Origin of the sequence: Bacillus cereus group sp. BfR-BA-01350, assembly GCF_022663775.1 — a bacterium.
Lineage (GTDB): Bacteria > Bacillota > Bacilli > Bacillales > Bacillaceae_G > Bacillus_A > Bacillus_A paranthracis.
The window spans coordinates 639,622-656,545 of sequence record NZ_JAKUGD010000001.1 but is presented as its reverse complement, the minus strand read 5'-3'; the positions used below and the strand labels follow the sequence as shown (position 1 = coordinate 656,545).

Genomic DNA, 16,924 nt, shown 5'->3' with positions numbered 1-16,924 from the left:
CATACATCCACCTGCCTTATATTTATCCCGCATAACTACTCATCACTATATTTTCTTCACATATATTCCGTCTTCCACATTAAATCCAAAGCTCTCTATGAAAGATTTCGCTTGTTCTGTTAATTCCGTTTGTAACACCTTTATCTCTTTCACATTTCTTTCTTTCATCATCATTTCAAATGTGAAATACGTATTTGTCCCATAACCATAACTTTGATAGTCAAAGTGAATAATTAACTGAGATAAAATCGCAGTCTCCTCTTGTACATTATAGTCTATTACACCAATATATGTATCATCAACCTTCACACAATACTGTACTTGATTCTCAGTTAAACTATGTGAGCGAAACATTTCTTTCACAACGTTTTCATTTTCTACAGTTACTTTTTCAAACGTAATCATATGTTGTCCATCCTTTTACTATTATTGTATCAATAATACGTCCTATTTATGAAAAAAACCTTAAGACCGTATGCGATCTTAAGGTTTTTCTAATTAAACTAAGCTATACGCACGTTTCGTTTCTTCGTGGAACTTATTCGTATCGTATTTATGCTCAACATAAATTTGATGCCATACCATAAACGCAAGTACAGTCCAAATTTTACGGCTATAATCGCCTTTATCTGCACAATGTGCTTCCAGTAAGTTTAATACATACTGTTTGTCGATTAAATGCTCTGTCTTACTCTCGTTTATAATATTGATAGCCCAATCATGCATTTCGTCTTTTAACCAGTGACGAATTGGTACTGGGAATCCAAGTTTTTTACGATCTAATACGTGATCTGGAACGATTCCGCGTGCTGCTTCACGTAAAATAGCTTTCGTAGTTCCGTTAGCAATCTTAAATTCAGTTGGAATTTTAGATGCAACATCGAATACTTCTTTATCTAAGAACGGTACACGAAGTTCTAATGAGTTTGCCATTGTCATTTTATCAGCTTTTAATAAAATGTCACCGCGTAACCATGTGAACATGTCAATGTACTGCATTTTGCTTACATCATCATAATCTTTAATTTCGTTATACAATGGTTTCGTGATATCCATATAGTTAACACTTTCATTGTAATACTTCATTAATTCAGCTTTCTCTTCTTCACGGAAGATTTTCGCGTTTCCATAGTAACGCTCTTCAATTGGCGTACATCCACGCTCTAGGAAGCTCTTTCCTTTAAAGCCTTCTTTAAGAGCACCACTTAGTGCTTTTAGAACGCTCTTACCTGGGCTAGGAATGTAAGAGAACATTTTCAGTGAGTTTGGCTCACGATAAATGTTATAACCACCAAATAGCTCGTCTGCACCTTCGCCTGAAAGAACAACTGTTACATGCTTACGTGCTTCTTTTGCAACGAAGTACAACGGTACAGCTGCTGGATCTGCTAAAGGATCATCCATATGCCAAATGATTTTTGGGAACTCATCCATAAACTCTTTCGCTGAAATGAATACGTTATGGTTTTTAACACCTAATTTCTCAGCAGTTTCTTTCGCAACATCAACTTCACTGAAACCACGTTGCTCAAAACCAACAGAGAATGTTAAAAGATTTGGATTCATTTCTCTTGCGATAGAAGCGATGATAGATGAATCGATACCACCAGATAAGAATGAACCTACTGGTACATCACTGCGCATATGCACTTTTACTGAATCATATAACACATCACGAATTGCTTGGATATGCTCCTCTTTCGTTGCACTTGAAGCATTGAAATAAGGTTTCCAGTAGCGATGGATTTCCATCTCTTTACCGATTTCTTTTACGAAATAATGACCAGGTTCGATTTTATTAACATCAATTGTTAATGTTTCTGGCTCTGGACCATATTGGTACGTAAAGTAATGTTGTAATGACGTTGGGTTAACGCCTTTATCTTCCATCACATGCATAATACTTTTCTTCTCAGATGCGAAGAATGTAGTATCACCTTGTTGTGCGATGTATAAAGGTTTAATACCGAAATGGTCACGTGCACCGAAAAGTTTCTTTTCTTCACGATCCCAAATCATAAATGCAAACATACCACGAAGGTAGTCTACACATTTTTCTTTCATATGTGCATACAATGCAATGATAACTTCTGTATCAGATTGCGTTGCAAACGTTGCACCTTTTTCAAGTAACATTTCACGTAATTCTACATAGTTGTAAATTTCACCATTAAAAATAATTACATATCGATCATTTTCATAAGTTAGCGGCTGATGTCCTGCCTCTAAGTCAATGATACTTAAACGGCGGAAGCCAAATTGTACATGCTCATCACGAAAATATCCTTCGTCATCTGGACCACGGTGGAAAATCATCGTGTTCATATTTTCAAATTGATGTTTTTCTGTTTCTGAAAACTCTCTAGGGTTTTCACATAAACATCCTACAAAACCACACATACTTCTTACCCTCTTTCAGTTTTCATTCTGTCTCTATACTACTATATCAACCCTATTTATACTAGCATAATCAACTGAATATGGCGACCAAAAACTATAAAAAAATCACTCCATTTCACATTTTTAACAATTTTTTATGAAAACATGAAAATTAGGCAATCACCTTTCTCCGCTTTTGTCATATGATATTGCAAATTGATTTCTAGGAGGGAATACCATGAGTGAAGAAAAAAAAGACTCTTCTCGCCCACCGGTTCGCAATTATTTAAAGCAAATTGATGATTTCTTCGAGCAAACACCACTTCGCAATGTAATTGCTGATTTAAATCATTTTTTCCAAAAAGGAAATCGTTTATTAACATTCCCTGTAGATTTATATGAAGTTGGTGAAGAACTCGTTGTGACAGCTGAACTACCAGGTATACAAAAAGAACAAATTCAAATTGAAATACAAAGTGAATACTTAAAAGTCTCTGTAAAAGAAGAGATACTTGAAGAAGAAGAGCAAACATCCCATAACTATTATCGCCGAGAACGTTCTATTTCAGAAGCATCCAGATTAATTAAATTACCGTACTCCATTAATAAAAAAGCAGCAAAAGCTTCGTATCAAAATGGCGTGTTAGAAATTCGGGCACCAAAACTTCCACAGCAACATGACATTTTATCCATAGACTAATGTAAAAAAGAAGGGTGCTTTAATCTGCACCCCTCTTTTTATTCTGCTAATCGTTTCATATCACGTATAATGTCTTCATACGGCGTATTGCTAATACCATTATACTTTTTCATTACTTTTCCGTTTTGATCAATTAAATAAAATGATGTTCCATGTATAACTTGACCATTCTCTGGTTTATCTACAAGTGATTGGAAATTATCTTTTGAAAACTTTGTAATATCTTCTAACGAATACCCCGTTAATAAATTCCAGTTACTAGTATCCTCTGTAAACTTTTGAATGAAAGCCTTCAAATTCTCTGGCTTATCTAGGTCTGGATCTACACTAAACGAAACAAACTGAACGTCTAATTTCTCTTCTTTTGCCATCTTTTGCAGTTTTGCCATATTAGCAGTCATTGGCGGACAAACTGTTTGACAGTTTGTGAACATAAAATCTGCAACCCAAACTTTCCCTTTTAAATCTTTTGTACCAAATGGCTTTCCATCTTGATTTGTAAATTGGAAAGTTTCTAAATCCCAATTCAATGGTTTACGAAGCTTTGAACCTGATCCACTACATCCAGCAAGTACAAAGAGACAAAATACAACCATAAGACCAATTACTTTTTGATAACGCTTCATTTATAAACCTCTTTTCTCTATCCTAAATTTAAATAGGTTATGTTTATCATAACAAAAGTTAACACTACGAGAAAATTGTTTACTACATTTGTTCACGAAATCGTACGAATTTACGTATGTTACTTCTTTATTTCAAGCGAATTACTAGACAAAATAATTTTTTCACTATTATTTCTCTAAATAATCGTCGCAAAACTAATTCTATTGTTATTTTTGTAAATGCACCTTCCTGTTTTTTTACAATTATTTAAACATTCATCCATGTTATACACTGTATTCCTTAACAACATTTCGGTACAATACAATTACAACGATTTTAAATGAGGTGATGTTCATGGCAAAGCGCTATGAAAATATGGATAATGTGAGTACAAAAAAATCAATTCGCTCTTTTATACGCTGGCGTAAAGAACGAAAGCAAAACAAAAAAGATTTTTCTTTCTTAGTAGAACAATCACCCGTTAAACAAAGTGCATTTTTGCAAAGTAATATTGAAAAAACGACTGTCACATGGATTGGGCATTCTACTTTTCTTATCCAAACGAATGGACTTAATATATTAACGGATCCAGTATGGGCCAATAAATTGAAGCTAGTCTCAAGACTTACTGAACCTGGTCTTTCTATACAAGAACTGCCTAAAATTGATATTGTCCTCATTTCACATGGTCATTATGATCATTTAGATTTTTCAACACTTCGCCAACTTAATGATGACGTATTATACTTAGTACCCATTGGGCTAAAAAAATTATTTACTCGTAAAAAATTCAACAATGTAGAAGAGTATAAATGGTGGGAAAGTACGACTATTGATGATGTTTCCTTTCACTTCGTACCTGCTCAGCACTGGACGAGAAGATCATTATTTGATATGAACACATCTCACTGGGGTGGATGGATTATTAAAAATGACAATGTGGAGGAAACCATTTATTTTTGTGGAGACAGTGGCTATTTCCAAGGTTTCAAAGAAATTGGCAAACGCTTTTCAATTGATATTGCCCTTATGCCAATTGGAGCTTATGAACCAGAATGGTTTATGAAAATATCTCACGTTTCACCTGAAGAAGCAGTGCAAGCTTATTTAGATTTAAATGCTACACACTTTATACCAATGCATTACGGAGCTTTTGCACTCGCTGATGAAACACCTCGCGAGGCAATAACAAGGCTTCGAAATAATTGGAATTTACGTATGTTACCGTGGGAACAACTGCATGTACTCTTTTTAGGTCAAACTTTCATTTATAATAGCGAAACACATTATAAGAAAGTAAATGAAAAAATCGAAACATTACATGTATAACGTAACTACTGATTTTCTATATTCAACATATAATATAGAAAATCATAAAGGGTGTTTTTTATGAATGAATATTTACAGACTCGCTATATCATTAGCGGGAGTGCCTGTATAGCCCTTCTTATTTCTTACTTTCTATTCACATAAAAAAGCTACTTGAAATAATTTTCAAGTAGCTTTTTATTATTCTGCTAAATACATAAATCCGATTGCACCCGGACCTGTATGAGTACTAATAATAGGCGTTGTAAAGAAAATTTCTGATTTAGCAAATCCACTTACTTTTTCAACAGCCGCTTTTACATTTTCAGCTAAAGGAATTGCTTTCGCATGCGGAATTGCCACAGCTTTTACAACTTTTCCAGCTGTATCTTCCTCAAATAACTTAGCTAACGTTTTTACAATTTGACCTTGGCTACGCACTTTCGTTACAGGGTTATAAACACCATCTTCAAGGCTAGCAATTGGCTTTATATTAAGTAGCGAACCGATAAACGCTTTTCCTTTACCGATACGCCCACCCTTCACTAAGTTTTCTAATGTATCTACTACTACATATAATCGAGTATTCTTCCTTACTTCATCTACACGTTTTAAAATTTCTTCTAGTGAGCGTCCTTCATTTGCCATTTTCGCAGCTTCAACTACTTGATATGCTAAAGCATGTGTAATAAATTGCGAATCAACAACTGTTACTTTTGTGTCGGTCATTGATGCAGCACTATTTGCAGTTGCCACAGTACCACTCATTCCACTTGTCATATGAATGGAAAGTACTTCACTTCCATCTTCCCCTAACTTGTCATACATTTCTACAAATGTACCCATTGCTGGTTGTGATGTTTTTGGTAGTTCCTCTGATTTAATCATTTCTTCAATAAATTCATCTGGTTGTAGATCAACGCGATCTAAATATGTTTGTCCATTTACAGAGATTGATAATGGTAGAACATGGATGTCATACTTCTCAATTACCTCTTGTGATAAATCTGCCGTTGAATCTGTTACAATTTTAATTTTTTGCATATTATATTCTTCCCTTTCCAATACGCTCTCCTTGTTATTATACTAGTATTCCCATTGCTTTCAACAATTTGAAACGAAATTTCATTAAATTAATTATATTTTTATATCTAAAATGAAAAAGACAGAGCTCTTAACCCTGTCCCCACTCTATATCATGCATTTTTTTCAAGAGTATTTGTTTTATATACATTTAAATAATCATTCCACTTCAAACAATTTTGTAAATATTCACGGAAAGAATACGAAAATCTTGGGTGCTTTTGTTTTTGAATTTTTGCAATAAATAATTGAAGACGAGACTGTATTAGAAACGATAATGGATGCTGCGCTTGTAGGACAGGGATTTCAAATATTTTAATACACTCCCCTGTTGAATGAGTGAAATAAAAACTTTTCGTAATCACAATATCAATCCTCTTTTTCATTGGATTTTTGAACTTCTTCTACTTTACACTGTAACACGTTGTTTAAAGTGGCGACTCCCATGAATACAAAAGTATCCTTAGACAATCTCTGTAGTCCTTTTGGTTAGAAGATTTATACTCTATTCATCTTCACCTAATCCATCCCCCACCCTAAATTCCTAATAAGATAAGGACTCGTTATCCGTATATTGCTTAATATATTCAGTATAAACTTATAAAAGCGCAAAGTTTGTCTAAATTTTGGAGATTCTATAATTTTTTTCTTCTCTATATTGTATACGTTTATAACTAGAGTATAACAAATAAATAAAAAAAGTGCCTTTATAACGAGGCACTTTTCGACTGAATTTCTTCTTCTCTTTTCTTTTTTCGCTTACTAACAATCTTTGATAAAGCGATACTAATTTCATAAATACAAATAAGCGGTACCGCAACTAAACTATGTGATAAAAAATCTGGCGGTGATATACACGATGCAATGATAATCAATGCTACGTAAGCATACCTTCTTATTTTTATTAGAAATTCCGCCGTCAATAGTCCAATACTCGTTAAAAACATTACTACTACTGGCAATTCAAAAATTACAGCAAATGGAACTGTTAAATTAAGAACAAAATGAAAATACTTTTCTGTCGTAAACATCGTATTAAACATTTCATTACCTATCGTAGTTAAAAAATGAAATAAAAACGGCATTACAACGAAATATCCAAAGCATAAACCTGCAATAAATAATATAGACAATACCGGTATATACATTAACGTCATCTTTTGTTCATTTGGATGTAAACCCGGTTTTACAAATAACCAAATTTGTATAGTAGCAAAAGGAATTGTACAAACGATAGCAAATACTGTAGCAATCGAGAAAAAAATCCACAATACATCACTTGGACCGAGAACAGTTAATTTCATTGGTAAGTCTTTTACAAGCCAAAAATAAATATCCTTCGTAAAAGTAAACCCAACAATTAAAAATAGTACAAAGGATAACACGGTATATATTACTCGTTTGCGAAGCTCAACTATATGTTCTACTACACTCATTTCCCGATCTTCCATCTCGTTCACCACACTTTATTTATCCATTTCGAAGAAAATTCATTACATTTTTTCTTTCTTTTCCTTCTCTTGAAATGCATCATCAGTCAATTCTTTCGTTGATTTTTTAAATTCTTTTAACGTTTCCCCTAAAGCCTTTCCGATTTCCGGCAATTTTTTCGGCCCAAATAAAATAAGTACAGCTACTAAAATTAAAATTAATCCTGGAAAGCCAATATTTGAAAACATTTCTCCATCCCCTTTATTAGTAGATTCCTTGTCCTACTATTGCATAATTTTATTTTGTCAAAAAAGTTTGAAAACGTCAACAAAACCATTACCTTTTGTCAAAAAAATTCAAAAATATAATCAATTATACAAATTTCATTTTCTATTGCTCTTGTGTATGATATGGTAAGGGAAATGACATATTATTTTATCCCGCTTTAACGGGCAGTAAGAACCACACCTTAAAATTCAGTGCAAGCAAAGAAGTTACGTGGGGGGTGGGCTGCCCGTAAAAGCCCGATTGGTGAGGGCTAATAATCAGTGGGGGGATGCCCCCCACTGATTAAAGTTTCACTTTATAATAGTAGAAAGGATTACCATTATGACTGAAAAAATGACACGAATGACCCAATTTGTAAAAGAAGAAATTGCAAATGCAATAACACATGGTATCGGTGCCATTTTAAGCATCCCTGCCTTAATCATATTGATTATTCATGCTTCTAAGCACGGTACCGCATCTGCTGTTGTTGCATTTACGGTTTACGGTGTAAGCATGTTCTTACTGTACTTGTTTTCGACATTGTTACATAGCATTCACCATCCAAAAGTAGAAAAATTATTTACTATACTAGATCACTCAGCCATTTATTTATTAATCGCTGGCACATATACTCCTTTTTTACTTATTACGCTTCGTGGACCATTAGGTTGGACGTTACTCGCAATTATATGGACACTAGCAATCGGGGGTATCATCTTCAAAATTTTCTTTGTACGTCGCTTTATTAAGGCATCAACGCTATGTTATATCATAATGGGATGGCTCATAATCGTTGCTATTAAACCACTTTATGAAAATCTAACTGGACATGGTTTTTCACTACTTTTAGCAGGTGGAATTTTATATTCTGTAGGAGCTATATTCTTCCTTTGGGAAAAGTTACCTTTCAACCATGCCATTTGGCATCTTTTCGTATTAGGTGGTAGTGCGATGATGTTCTTCTGCGTACTCTTTTACGTCTTACCTACAGCATAATAAAAAAGGTTTCAGCTTAATGTAAGCTGAAACCTTTTTTATTACTTATGTAATTGCGATGCGATAACATCCTGTGTATACTTCGTTAACTCTTTAATATCCATAGTCGCATACTCTTCAGGTGTAATCGGCTTAGAAATTGTTACTGTTGCACGAGCTCGCTTCATATGATTTCCATTTGCTTCAAACATTTTATATGTCCCATCTAATGTTACAGGTAAGATTGCTACACCAGATTTTACAGCAAGATGAAAACTACCAGCCTTAAACTCTCCAACTTCCCCACCCTTACTTCTCGTTCCTTCAGGGAAAATTACGATAGAATGTCCATTCTTCAATAGTTCAATCCCATCTTTAATCGCTTGAAGTGACTGGCGGCGATCGCTACGATCCATAAATACACAATTCATAAGTTCCATCCAAGTTGGTACAACTGGGAACTTTTTAATCTCTGCCTTTGAAACGAAGCCAATTGGTTTATTTAAATAACCTAGTAAAACAGGGATATCCATATTACTCTGGTGATTACTTACAACTAGTACCGGCTTGTCTTTCGGAACATTTTCAAGTCCTTTAACGTCTACTGTTCCTCCAGCTACACGTACCATTTTCTTACCAAACCAATTTGTCGTTTTGTACACAGCATTATCTTTTTCTTGTGGCGACATCGTATTTACTTGTCTTTTAAGACGCCACATTCTCGGTGTAATCGCAATTACGATTAAAATTAAATAAAAGATTTTAAAAAACGTTTGAATCATACAGAACCCCCACCTATTATCATTCCGACCTTCATTATACTAGACAAACGAAGGAAAAAGAAGAAAAAATGTCCAAACAACAAGTGTTTGGACATTTTTAAGTATGATATATTAGAAACGTTTTGCTAATTCACGAGCATTAGCAATTGCTGCTTCTTTAATTTCTTGTGCTTTTTCAGGGTTTGCATTCATACCTTCAACTGCAATATATTCAGTATCATTTACACCGACAAATCCTAATACAGTTTTTAAGTGATTGCGTCCGAAGTCTACAGCTGCGTATGCTCCTTCAGAATATACGCCACCTGTTGCTTGAATGTGAAGTGCTTTTTTACCTTCTAACAAGCCAACTGGACCATTTTCAGTATATTTGAATGTTTTACCTGCGATTGCTACGTTGTCTAAGTATGCTTTTACTACTGGTGGGTAGCTAAAGTTCCACATTGGAGTTACAAATACATAACGATCTGCATGCATAAATGTTTCTAAGTTTGTGTTCATTGCTGCAACTTTTTGCTGTTGAGCTTCAGTTAAAGCTTCAAAGCCTTCACCTGCTGCAAATTTACCCCAAGCAGCGAATACATCTGCATCGATTGCTGGTACTGTAGTGTTGAATAAATCAATTGTTACAACTTCGTCTTGTGGATGTTCGTTTTTATAAGCTTCGATGAAAGCTTCCCCTACTGCCATTCCGAAAGAACCTTCTGCTGAATTTGGATTTGCTGTAATAAATAGTACTTTTGTCATTGTATTCTCTCCCTTTTTTCTCTTTATCTTTAATTCAAGATTTGTTTTTTAAAAGTTAATAACTTACCTTATGTAAGTATAATACAAAAAGTTTTAATCGATGTCAATAAAAAATAGCTACTTTTTTTTCGTAAGTTAATGATTTATTTTGTTTCCTTAAAATTTAGTATATAGATATTAAGAATTTTTCATAGAAAAAGGCTAGCTCTACAAATTATAGAGCTAGCCTTTTATTACATATTATTTTTGAAATACATGCTTTACTTTTTCAGCTGGAATATTACTTCCGCCTCTACCTTTTACATCTTCAATCATCATAGTAATGACCATATCTGGTGAATTTAAATCAAATGCAGCGAACCAACCTAGTTCTTTTCCTTCGGCTTCTTTTGATACTTTTAATTCCGCTGTGCCTGTTTTTCCAGCAAGAGTCATGCCATCAATTTTAGCAATTTTCCCTGTACCATCTGGATCATTAATTACTTTCGTCATAGCAGTTTTTAATATATCCTGATTGCCTTTTGAAATTACATTCTCTTTCCAAACTTTCGGTTGCTTATCTGTTTTAATAATATATGGAGAAGGTATGTTTCCTTCATTAACAATTGGTGCGTACGTTAATGCTAGATGGAGTGGCGTCATTAATACTTGCCCTTGTCCATAACCTGTGTCTGCCATTTGAATATCATTTTTAATACCATCATTTGCGATTTTAGAAGCTGGGAATCCATATTCAATTGGTAGTTTCTCATCGAATCCGAATTTTTTCGCTTCACTCATAAACTTGTCTTTTCCGATTTTTAAAGCTTCTTGTGCGAAGTAAATATTATCCGAGTATTTCATCGCCTTATCAAAATCAATCGGATTTGCATCTTTTACACGCGTTACATAATAATTACCCCAAGAAGAATCTTTTGTCCATTTTAATCCTTCAATTTTTAACTCTTCTTTTGGATCAATCGTTTTCGTTTCAAGACCGATTGCACCTGTAATTGGTTTAAATACAGAACCTGGAACTGATAATTGTGTAAATCGATTCGTCATCGGTTTTTTCGGATCATTATTTACCGCATCACGTTGCGCTTTTGACGCCCCTCTTGTAAGGGTATTTGGGTTATAAGCTGGTGTGCTCACAAGTGCAAGTGTTTCTCCAGTCTTTGGATTAATTGCTGCACTTGATCCTACCTCATTTTTCATTTCATTATAAATTTCGCTTTGAACTGCACTGTCAATCGTTAAAGTTACATTTTCTCCATCAACAGCATCTGTTTTTGCTAAATTTTTAATTTCTTTTCCTTGTGCATCTTCTACGAAGACACGACCACCTTTTTTACCGCGTAGCTTTTCTTCCAGTACTTGCTCTAAACCAGCTTTACCTACTGGATCATCTGCTTGATAACCTTTCTTTTGTAACGTTTTTAAATCTTCAGCATTCACTTTTCCAATATAGCCAGTAAGATGTGCGGCTTCTTCTCCTAATGGATATGAGCGAACATTTACTGGCTTTGTCGCAACACCTGGTAAATCTATGTACGTATTTTGTGTTGCTCCTTCAGGCAATATTCCAATTGGTACAAGGTAATTTGGTTTTACCCATTTAGCTGCTAGTTTTTGGTCAATTTCTTCGACAGACATATTTAGTAACTTCGCTACCGTTTCTTTCGTTTGCGGAGCTGCATCCCCTAATTTTTCAGGAATCAATCCGATTTCAGAAGCTTTACCATTTACCGCAAGATATTTACCGTTACGGTCATATATTTCTCCGCGCTTCGGCTCTGTCGTTTGCATACGCACTTTACTATCTTTCGTCATACCTGGGAATATAAAATCAGGAGTCCAATCTATTTTCCAAGATTCTTTATCTCCATCCTTTTCTTTCACCATTTTTGCTTCATGGGCAAAATTGATTTTACCACCAACAGTATCCATGCTTACTTTAAAAGGAACAGGACCTTCATCTTTTTTATCTTCTTTTACTTCTCCTGCTTCTACTTTTAAGTCTTTCACTTCAATGCCAGAATAAATTTTTTCATATTTCTCAGTAAATTCTTTCTTTGAAATATCTTTTTTTGCCTTTTCTGATAATTGATCATACATTTCTGCAAATTTTTGTTTATTCCATGCTTTTGCATATGTATCAAATGCTTCTTGTGGTTTTTCTTCTTTACCACATCCGACTAACATGAATGTTAAGCAAAGAAAAAGAATCCCCCATATCTTTCTCAATCGATTCTCCTCCTCTTTCTATCTTAATACTCTTGAAAATTTTAGCATTTTCACATGCTCCCTTTCATTATAGCACTATCGAATCTCATCTATAAACCTATATTGATGGATATAAATAAAAAGACTGATGCGAATATTCACATCAATCTTTATTATTATTGTTGCTTTTCATATACATGATAATAGTACGTATACGGATTTTTTTCATCCGTTAATCCTTTTTCAACAAAAGTTTCTTTCCAATTTGTCATATCTATTTCTGGGAAGAATGTATCTCCTTCAAATGCATGATGGATTTTTGTTATATATAACTTGTCTACGTAAGGTAAAAAGAGATCATAAATTTGCGCTCCGCCAAAAATAAAGATCTCTTCTTCATTTTTGCATAGCTCAAACACTTCTTCTACAGAATGTGCTACTTCACAGCCTTCAACATGATAACCTTCATTACGAGTTACAATAATATTACGTCTTCCAGGCAGCGGTCTACCAATCGCTTCATAGTTTTTTCTTCCCATAATAAGCGAATGACCCATCGTTGTTTTCTTTACATATTGTAATTCACTCGGTAAACGCCAAGGTAAATTATTATCTTTACCAATTACTCTATTCTCGTCCATTGCGACCATAAATGAAACTATCATCTTTTCATCTCCTCTACAATTACACTGCAACCGGTGCTTTAATTGCTGGGTGTGGATCATATCCTTCAATCGTTAAATCTTCCATTTCAAAATCAAACACAGATTTCACATCTGGATTTAATGTAAGTTTTGGGAACGGACGTGGTTCACGCGCCAATTGCTTTTCTACTTGCTCAAAATGATTCGTATAAATGTGGGCATCTCCAATTGTATGAACAAATTCTCCCACTTCAAGTCCGCATTCATGTGCAATTAAATGTGTTAGTAACGAGTAACTTGCAATGTTAAATGGAATTCCAAGGAATATATCACCACTTCTTTGATATAGCTGACAAGAAAGTTTACCGTCTGCTACATAAAACTGAAATAACGTATGACAAGGTGGTAATGCCATACTTGGTACATCTTCAGGATTCCAAGCAGATACAATTAGGCGACGTGAATCTGGCGTTTTTTTAATCATTTCAATTACATCTTTTAATTGATCAAGCGTCTCACCAGCTGTCGTTTTCCAAGCACGCCACTGCTTACCGTATACGTCTCCTAAATAACCATATTTATTTGAGAAGTCATCATCTTCTAAAACGTTCTTTTTAAACAATTCCATTTGCTCATCGTACTGAACTTTAAATTCCTCATCTTGTTGTGAGCGAAGACCGAAATCAGTCATGTCAGGACCCGTATACTCGTCACTTTCTACCCAACTCTTAAATGCCCATTCATTCCAAATGTTGTTATTATGCTGCAATAAATAACGAATATTTGTATCACCTTTCATAAACCAAAGCAATTCACTTGCTACAAGTCGAAACGGCACTCTCTTTGTTGTTAATAAAGGAAAACCTTTACTTAGATCAAAACGCATTTGATATCCAAATACAGATACAGTGCCTGTCCCTGTACGGTCTTCTTTCTTCGTACCATGCTCCATTACATGGCGGCATAAATTTAAGTATTCATTTTCAGCATGTTTCATATGTAGAAAAACCTTCTTTCAAATCTCTAGTCTATATGGATTTTATCATAAATTTAATGCTAACAGATTGAACAAACTAAATTTATAAAAAAACATTTCTATACTTAACAAAATTCTACTTCTGTATGTTCTTACAAAATCTAAATTCATATGCGCCTGAACCTAATTTCATTTCAGGCATATCACTTGCCCTCCAATCATCTTCCACTATTCGTAATGTGGCAGATGTATTTGTTGGCACATCAACGTTTAATACTGCTTGTCCATGTTCTACACGCCAATCAATTTTAATTTCCCCATATGCTGTTTCACGCTTAATACAAACCCAATCTAGATTAGAATTTAAATGAGGCTGAATATAAAAATGTTTATATGCTGGTTTTGTTTCATCCACTTCTAATCCAATAATATATCGATATATCCATTCAACGATAGAGCCATATGCGTAATGATTGTACGAATTCATACTATCATTCCAAAGTGTTCCATCCTCTTTCACACCATCCCAATGTTCCCAAATCGTTGTGGCACCTTGTTTCACTTGGTATAACCATGATGGATAATCTTCATGAAATAGAAGCTTACAAGCAAGGTCATGACGGTTAAACTTGCTTAATATTAAATTTAAATACGGTGTTCCTATAAAACCTGTTGTTAAATGATTTTTATTTGCTTTTAAAAGATCAATTAATCGATTAAATACTTTCTCCTTCACATTATCTTTCACTAGTTCAAAAAGAAGTACTAATATGTGGGCTGTTTGGGTATTTGAAATTAACCTACCATTCGGTGTAACAAATTCATTTTGAAACGCTTGAACAATATTTCCATGTAGCTCTGCATAAAACTTAGCATCTGTATTTTCACCTAAAATCTCAGCAACCTTTCGTAAAAGTGATGTAGAATACGCGTAATAAGCTGTCGCAATAAAATGCTTGTCTGTTCCGCCTTCATATACATCAGGTTTCGTATCTAATGCGAGCCAATCCCCTAAATGATAGCCTGTATCCCATAAATACTCATTTTCACCTTGTGAACGTATGTAATCTATATACTTCTTCATACTGTCATATTGTTCTTTTAAAATCGATACATCTCCATAATGTAAATAATGAACCCACGGACATATAATTGCTGCATCGCCCCAACCGCCAGAAGTATGTAAATCAAAATCCGCTCTTTTCCCAAACGCATCTGGAATAACTAACGGCACAGCTCCATTCACATTTTGATCTAATGATAAATCTTGGAGCCATTTTTTAAAGAACAATTGCACATTCATAATTTGCGTAGCTGTCCCAATAAACATTTGTGCATCTCCTGTCCATCCAAGTCGATCATCTCGCTGCGGACAATCTGTTGGCACATCAAAGAAGTTCCCTCTTTGAGACCACTCCACATTATGATGAAGTTGATTGATTAATGGATTAGACGTTTCAAATGCTGTCGCTTTTTCCATATCTGTATGTAATACACACCCTTCAAAATCTGCTATTTGAGGGGGCTGGGTTAATCCACTTATTTTCACATACCTAAAGCCTTGATAGGTAAAATGAGGTTCAAACGTTTCCTCCTCTTCTCCTTTTGCTATATACACTATTTTTTGTTTTGCCTTTCGGAGATTCCCAGTATAAAAGCTACCGTCTTTATTTAATATTTCAGCATGATGCAATTCTATCTTTTGTCCAGTATAAACATGACGGACTTTAAATCGAACCCAACCTACCATATTTTGCCCCATATCAATAAGCCATTCATGATTGGGTAGTTTTGAAATAGCGATTGGTTTTATAATTTTCATTTTACGAATTGCTTCATTTTCTTGTGCAACAATTATTTGTTTAGAATGCACAATTACTTCAACATCTTCTAGCTTTTGATCACTTTCTTCTAGCCTAGCGTCATAAACCTCCCCTTCATATATTTCCGAATACAAAATAGGGCTTGGCATTACTTTCCATGATTCATCTGTTACAATTTTTTCTTTCGTTCCATCTTCATATGTTATATGTATTTGAGCAATTATCGCACGTCTTTTCCCGTAATAATTACGTACATGCTGCATAGTAATCGGCCCTTTATACCAGCCGTTACCTACCAGAGTAGAAATATCATTATACCCAATCTTTAATACATGCGTTATATCATATGTTTGATACAATATCCTTTTATCATAACTTGTCCATCCAGGAGTAAAATAACAATCTCCAATACGCTCTCCATTTATAGAAGCCTCGTATACTCCTAAACTAGTCATATATAAACGTGCTTTTTTAACTAATTTTTTAATAGAAAAGCTTTTATGAAAAGACATAACTTGTGTGCGCTCTTTTTTCGCAGCAATCCAGTTCCCGCTCCAATTATCTTGCCCTTGTAATCCAGTCTCCCAAAATGCTAGTTCTGACCAAGCTGACTCTTCTTCATGATTATCCCATGCCTTCACTCGGTAAAAATAGCGTGTTTCCGTACTATATGAAAACGAATTGATTGGTATATATAAACTTTGATCTGTCTCTACCTTCTGCGAATCAAATACTATAGTTTTAAACTCTCTATCCTTCGCAACCTGCAATTGATACGCAAGTTGTTTTACATTTCGATTACTCGACTCGAGTTGCCAACTAATTTTAACAGCTTTCGAATCTATACCTATCGGATTATTTTTATTATCACAGCGCAATTTCTTTATTATTAGCACACTTCTTCACCATCTTTTCTAAATATTAATTTAAAATAATTATAATAAAAATAAAATTCTAAATAAACAATAATTTTATTCATCCTTACAAAATTATTA

16 protein-coding genes are annotated in these 16,924 nt (G+C 34.3%); 3 read left to right on the top strand and 13 right to left on the bottom strand.

The window, feature by feature from the left end; genetic code table 11:
- Positions 1-45 precede the first annotated feature (45 nt).
- Both MR147_RS03310 and asnB read right to left on the bottom strand, forming a co-directional pair.
- Positions 46-405 (bottom strand): GNAT family N-acetyltransferase, encoded by a 360-nt coding sequence (locus MR147_RS03310; RefSeq protein WP_044790704.1) that lies wholly within the window; start codon positions 403-405, stop codon positions 46-48.
- Positions 406-498: 93 nt separating this feature from the next.
- Positions 499-2,400, bottom strand: a complete 1,902-nt coding sequence (gene asnB / locus MR147_RS03305) for an asparagine synthase (glutamine-hydrolyzing) (RefSeq protein ID WP_000333816.1) — start codon at positions 2,398-2,400, stop codon at positions 499-501.
- 217 nt (positions 2,401-2,617) lie between these two features.
- On the opposite strand from asnB, the gene MR147_RS03300 reads away from it, so the two are divergent.
- Positions 2,618-3,079: an Hsp20/alpha crystallin family protein gene (locus MR147_RS03300; RefSeq protein WP_001288087.1), complete on the top strand. Its 462-nt coding sequence runs from the start codon at positions 2,618-2,620 to the stop codon at positions 3,077-3,079.
- A gap of 38 nt (positions 3,080-3,117) precedes the next feature.
- Here MR147_RS03300 and MR147_RS03295 read toward each other — a convergent pair whose 3' ends face one another.
- The gene (locus MR147_RS03295; protein ID WP_074607804.1) at positions 3,118-3,705 is read right to left on the bottom strand and encodes an SCO family protein; all 588 of its coding nucleotides are present in this window, start codon (positions 3,703-3,705) and stop codon (positions 3,118-3,120) included.
- A gap of 334 nt (positions 3,706-4,039) precedes the next feature.
- Here MR147_RS03295 and MR147_RS03290 point away from each other — a divergent pair, with 334 nt between their 5' ends.
- Entirely contained in the window at positions 4,040-5,014 is a 975-nt protein-coding gene (locus tag MR147_RS03290; protein WP_046197521.1) for an MBL fold metallo-hydrolase, read from the top strand.
- A gap of 180 nt (positions 5,015-5,194) precedes the next feature.
- Here MR147_RS03290 and MR147_RS03285 read toward each other — a convergent pair whose 3' ends face one another.
- The 4 genes from MR147_RS03285 to MR147_RS03270 all read right to left on the bottom strand — a co-directional run bounded on the left by MR147_RS03285 (position 5,195) and on the right by MR147_RS03270 (position 7,755).
- Positions 5,195-6,037 (bottom strand): DegV family protein, encoded by an 843-nt coding sequence (locus MR147_RS03285; protein ID WP_025991670.1) that lies wholly within the window; start codon positions 6,035-6,037, stop codon positions 5,195-5,197.
- A gap of 152 nt (positions 6,038-6,189) precedes the next feature.
- Complete coding sequence (locus tag MR147_RS03280; RefSeq protein WP_000629015.1) at positions 6,190-6,441, bottom strand: DUF2535 family protein; 252 nt, start codon at positions 6,439-6,441, stop codon at positions 6,190-6,192.
- Positions 6,442-6,783: 342 nt separating this feature from the next.
- Entirely contained in the window at positions 6,784-7,527 is a 744-nt protein-coding gene (tatC, locus tag MR147_RS03275) for a twin-arginine translocase subunit TatC (RefSeq protein WP_074607807.1), read from the bottom strand.
- A gap of 42 nt (positions 7,528-7,569) precedes the next feature.
- Positions 7,570-7,755: a twin-arginine translocase TatA/TatE family subunit gene (locus MR147_RS03270; RefSeq protein WP_000492443.1), complete on the bottom strand. Its 186-nt coding sequence runs from the start codon at positions 7,753-7,755 to the stop codon at positions 7,570-7,572.
- A gap of 361 nt (positions 7,756-8,116) precedes the next feature.
- On the opposite strand from MR147_RS03270, the gene trhA reads away from it, so the two are divergent.
- Positions 8,117-8,773, top strand: coding sequence for a PAQR family membrane homeostasis protein TrhA (trhA, locus tag MR147_RS03265; protein ID WP_000136894.1), 657 nt, complete (start codon positions 8,117-8,119; stop codon positions 8,771-8,773).
- 41 nt (positions 8,774-8,814) lie between these two features.
- Here the strand turns inward: trhA and MR147_RS03260 are convergent, their stop codons facing one another.
- The 6 genes from MR147_RS03260 to MR147_RS03235 all read right to left on the bottom strand — a co-directional run bounded on the left by MR147_RS03260 (position 8,815) and on the right by MR147_RS03235 (position 16,825).
- The gene (locus MR147_RS03260; RefSeq protein ID WP_242303651.1) at positions 8,815-9,534 is read right to left on the bottom strand and encodes a lysophospholipid acyltransferase family protein; all 720 of its coding nucleotides are present in this window, start codon (positions 9,532-9,534) and stop codon (positions 8,815-8,817) included.
- Between the two features lie 111 nt (positions 9,535-9,645).
- On the bottom strand, positions 9,646-10,281 hold the full coding sequence (locus MR147_RS03255; protein WP_078418583.1) for an FMN-dependent NADH-azoreductase: 636 nt from the start codon (positions 10,279-10,281) through the stop codon (positions 9,646-9,648).
- Positions 10,282-10,521: 240 nt separating this feature from the next.
- Positions 10,522-12,507 (bottom strand): penicillin-binding protein 3, encoded by a 1,986-nt coding sequence (pbpC, locus tag MR147_RS03250; protein WP_242303650.1) that lies wholly within the window; start codon positions 12,505-12,507, stop codon positions 10,522-10,524.
- A 155-nt stretch (positions 12,508-12,662) separates the two neighbouring features.
- Positions 12,663-13,151: a dihydrofolate reductase gene (locus MR147_RS03245; protein WP_098670196.1), complete on the bottom strand. Its 489-nt coding sequence runs from the start codon at positions 13,149-13,151 to the stop codon at positions 12,663-12,665.
- Between the two features lie 19 nt (positions 13,152-13,170).
- Positions 13,171-14,127, bottom strand: a complete 957-nt coding sequence (locus MR147_RS03240) for a thymidylate synthase (protein WP_000679600.1) — start codon at positions 14,125-14,127, stop codon at positions 13,171-13,173.
- 115 nt (positions 14,128-14,242) lie between these two features.
- On the bottom strand, positions 14,243-16,825 hold the full coding sequence (locus MR147_RS03235) for an alpha-L-rhamnosidase (RefSeq protein ID WP_242303649.1): 2,583 nt from the start codon (positions 16,823-16,825) through the stop codon (positions 14,243-14,245).
- Between the last annotated feature and the right edge of the window lie 99 nt (positions 16,826-16,924).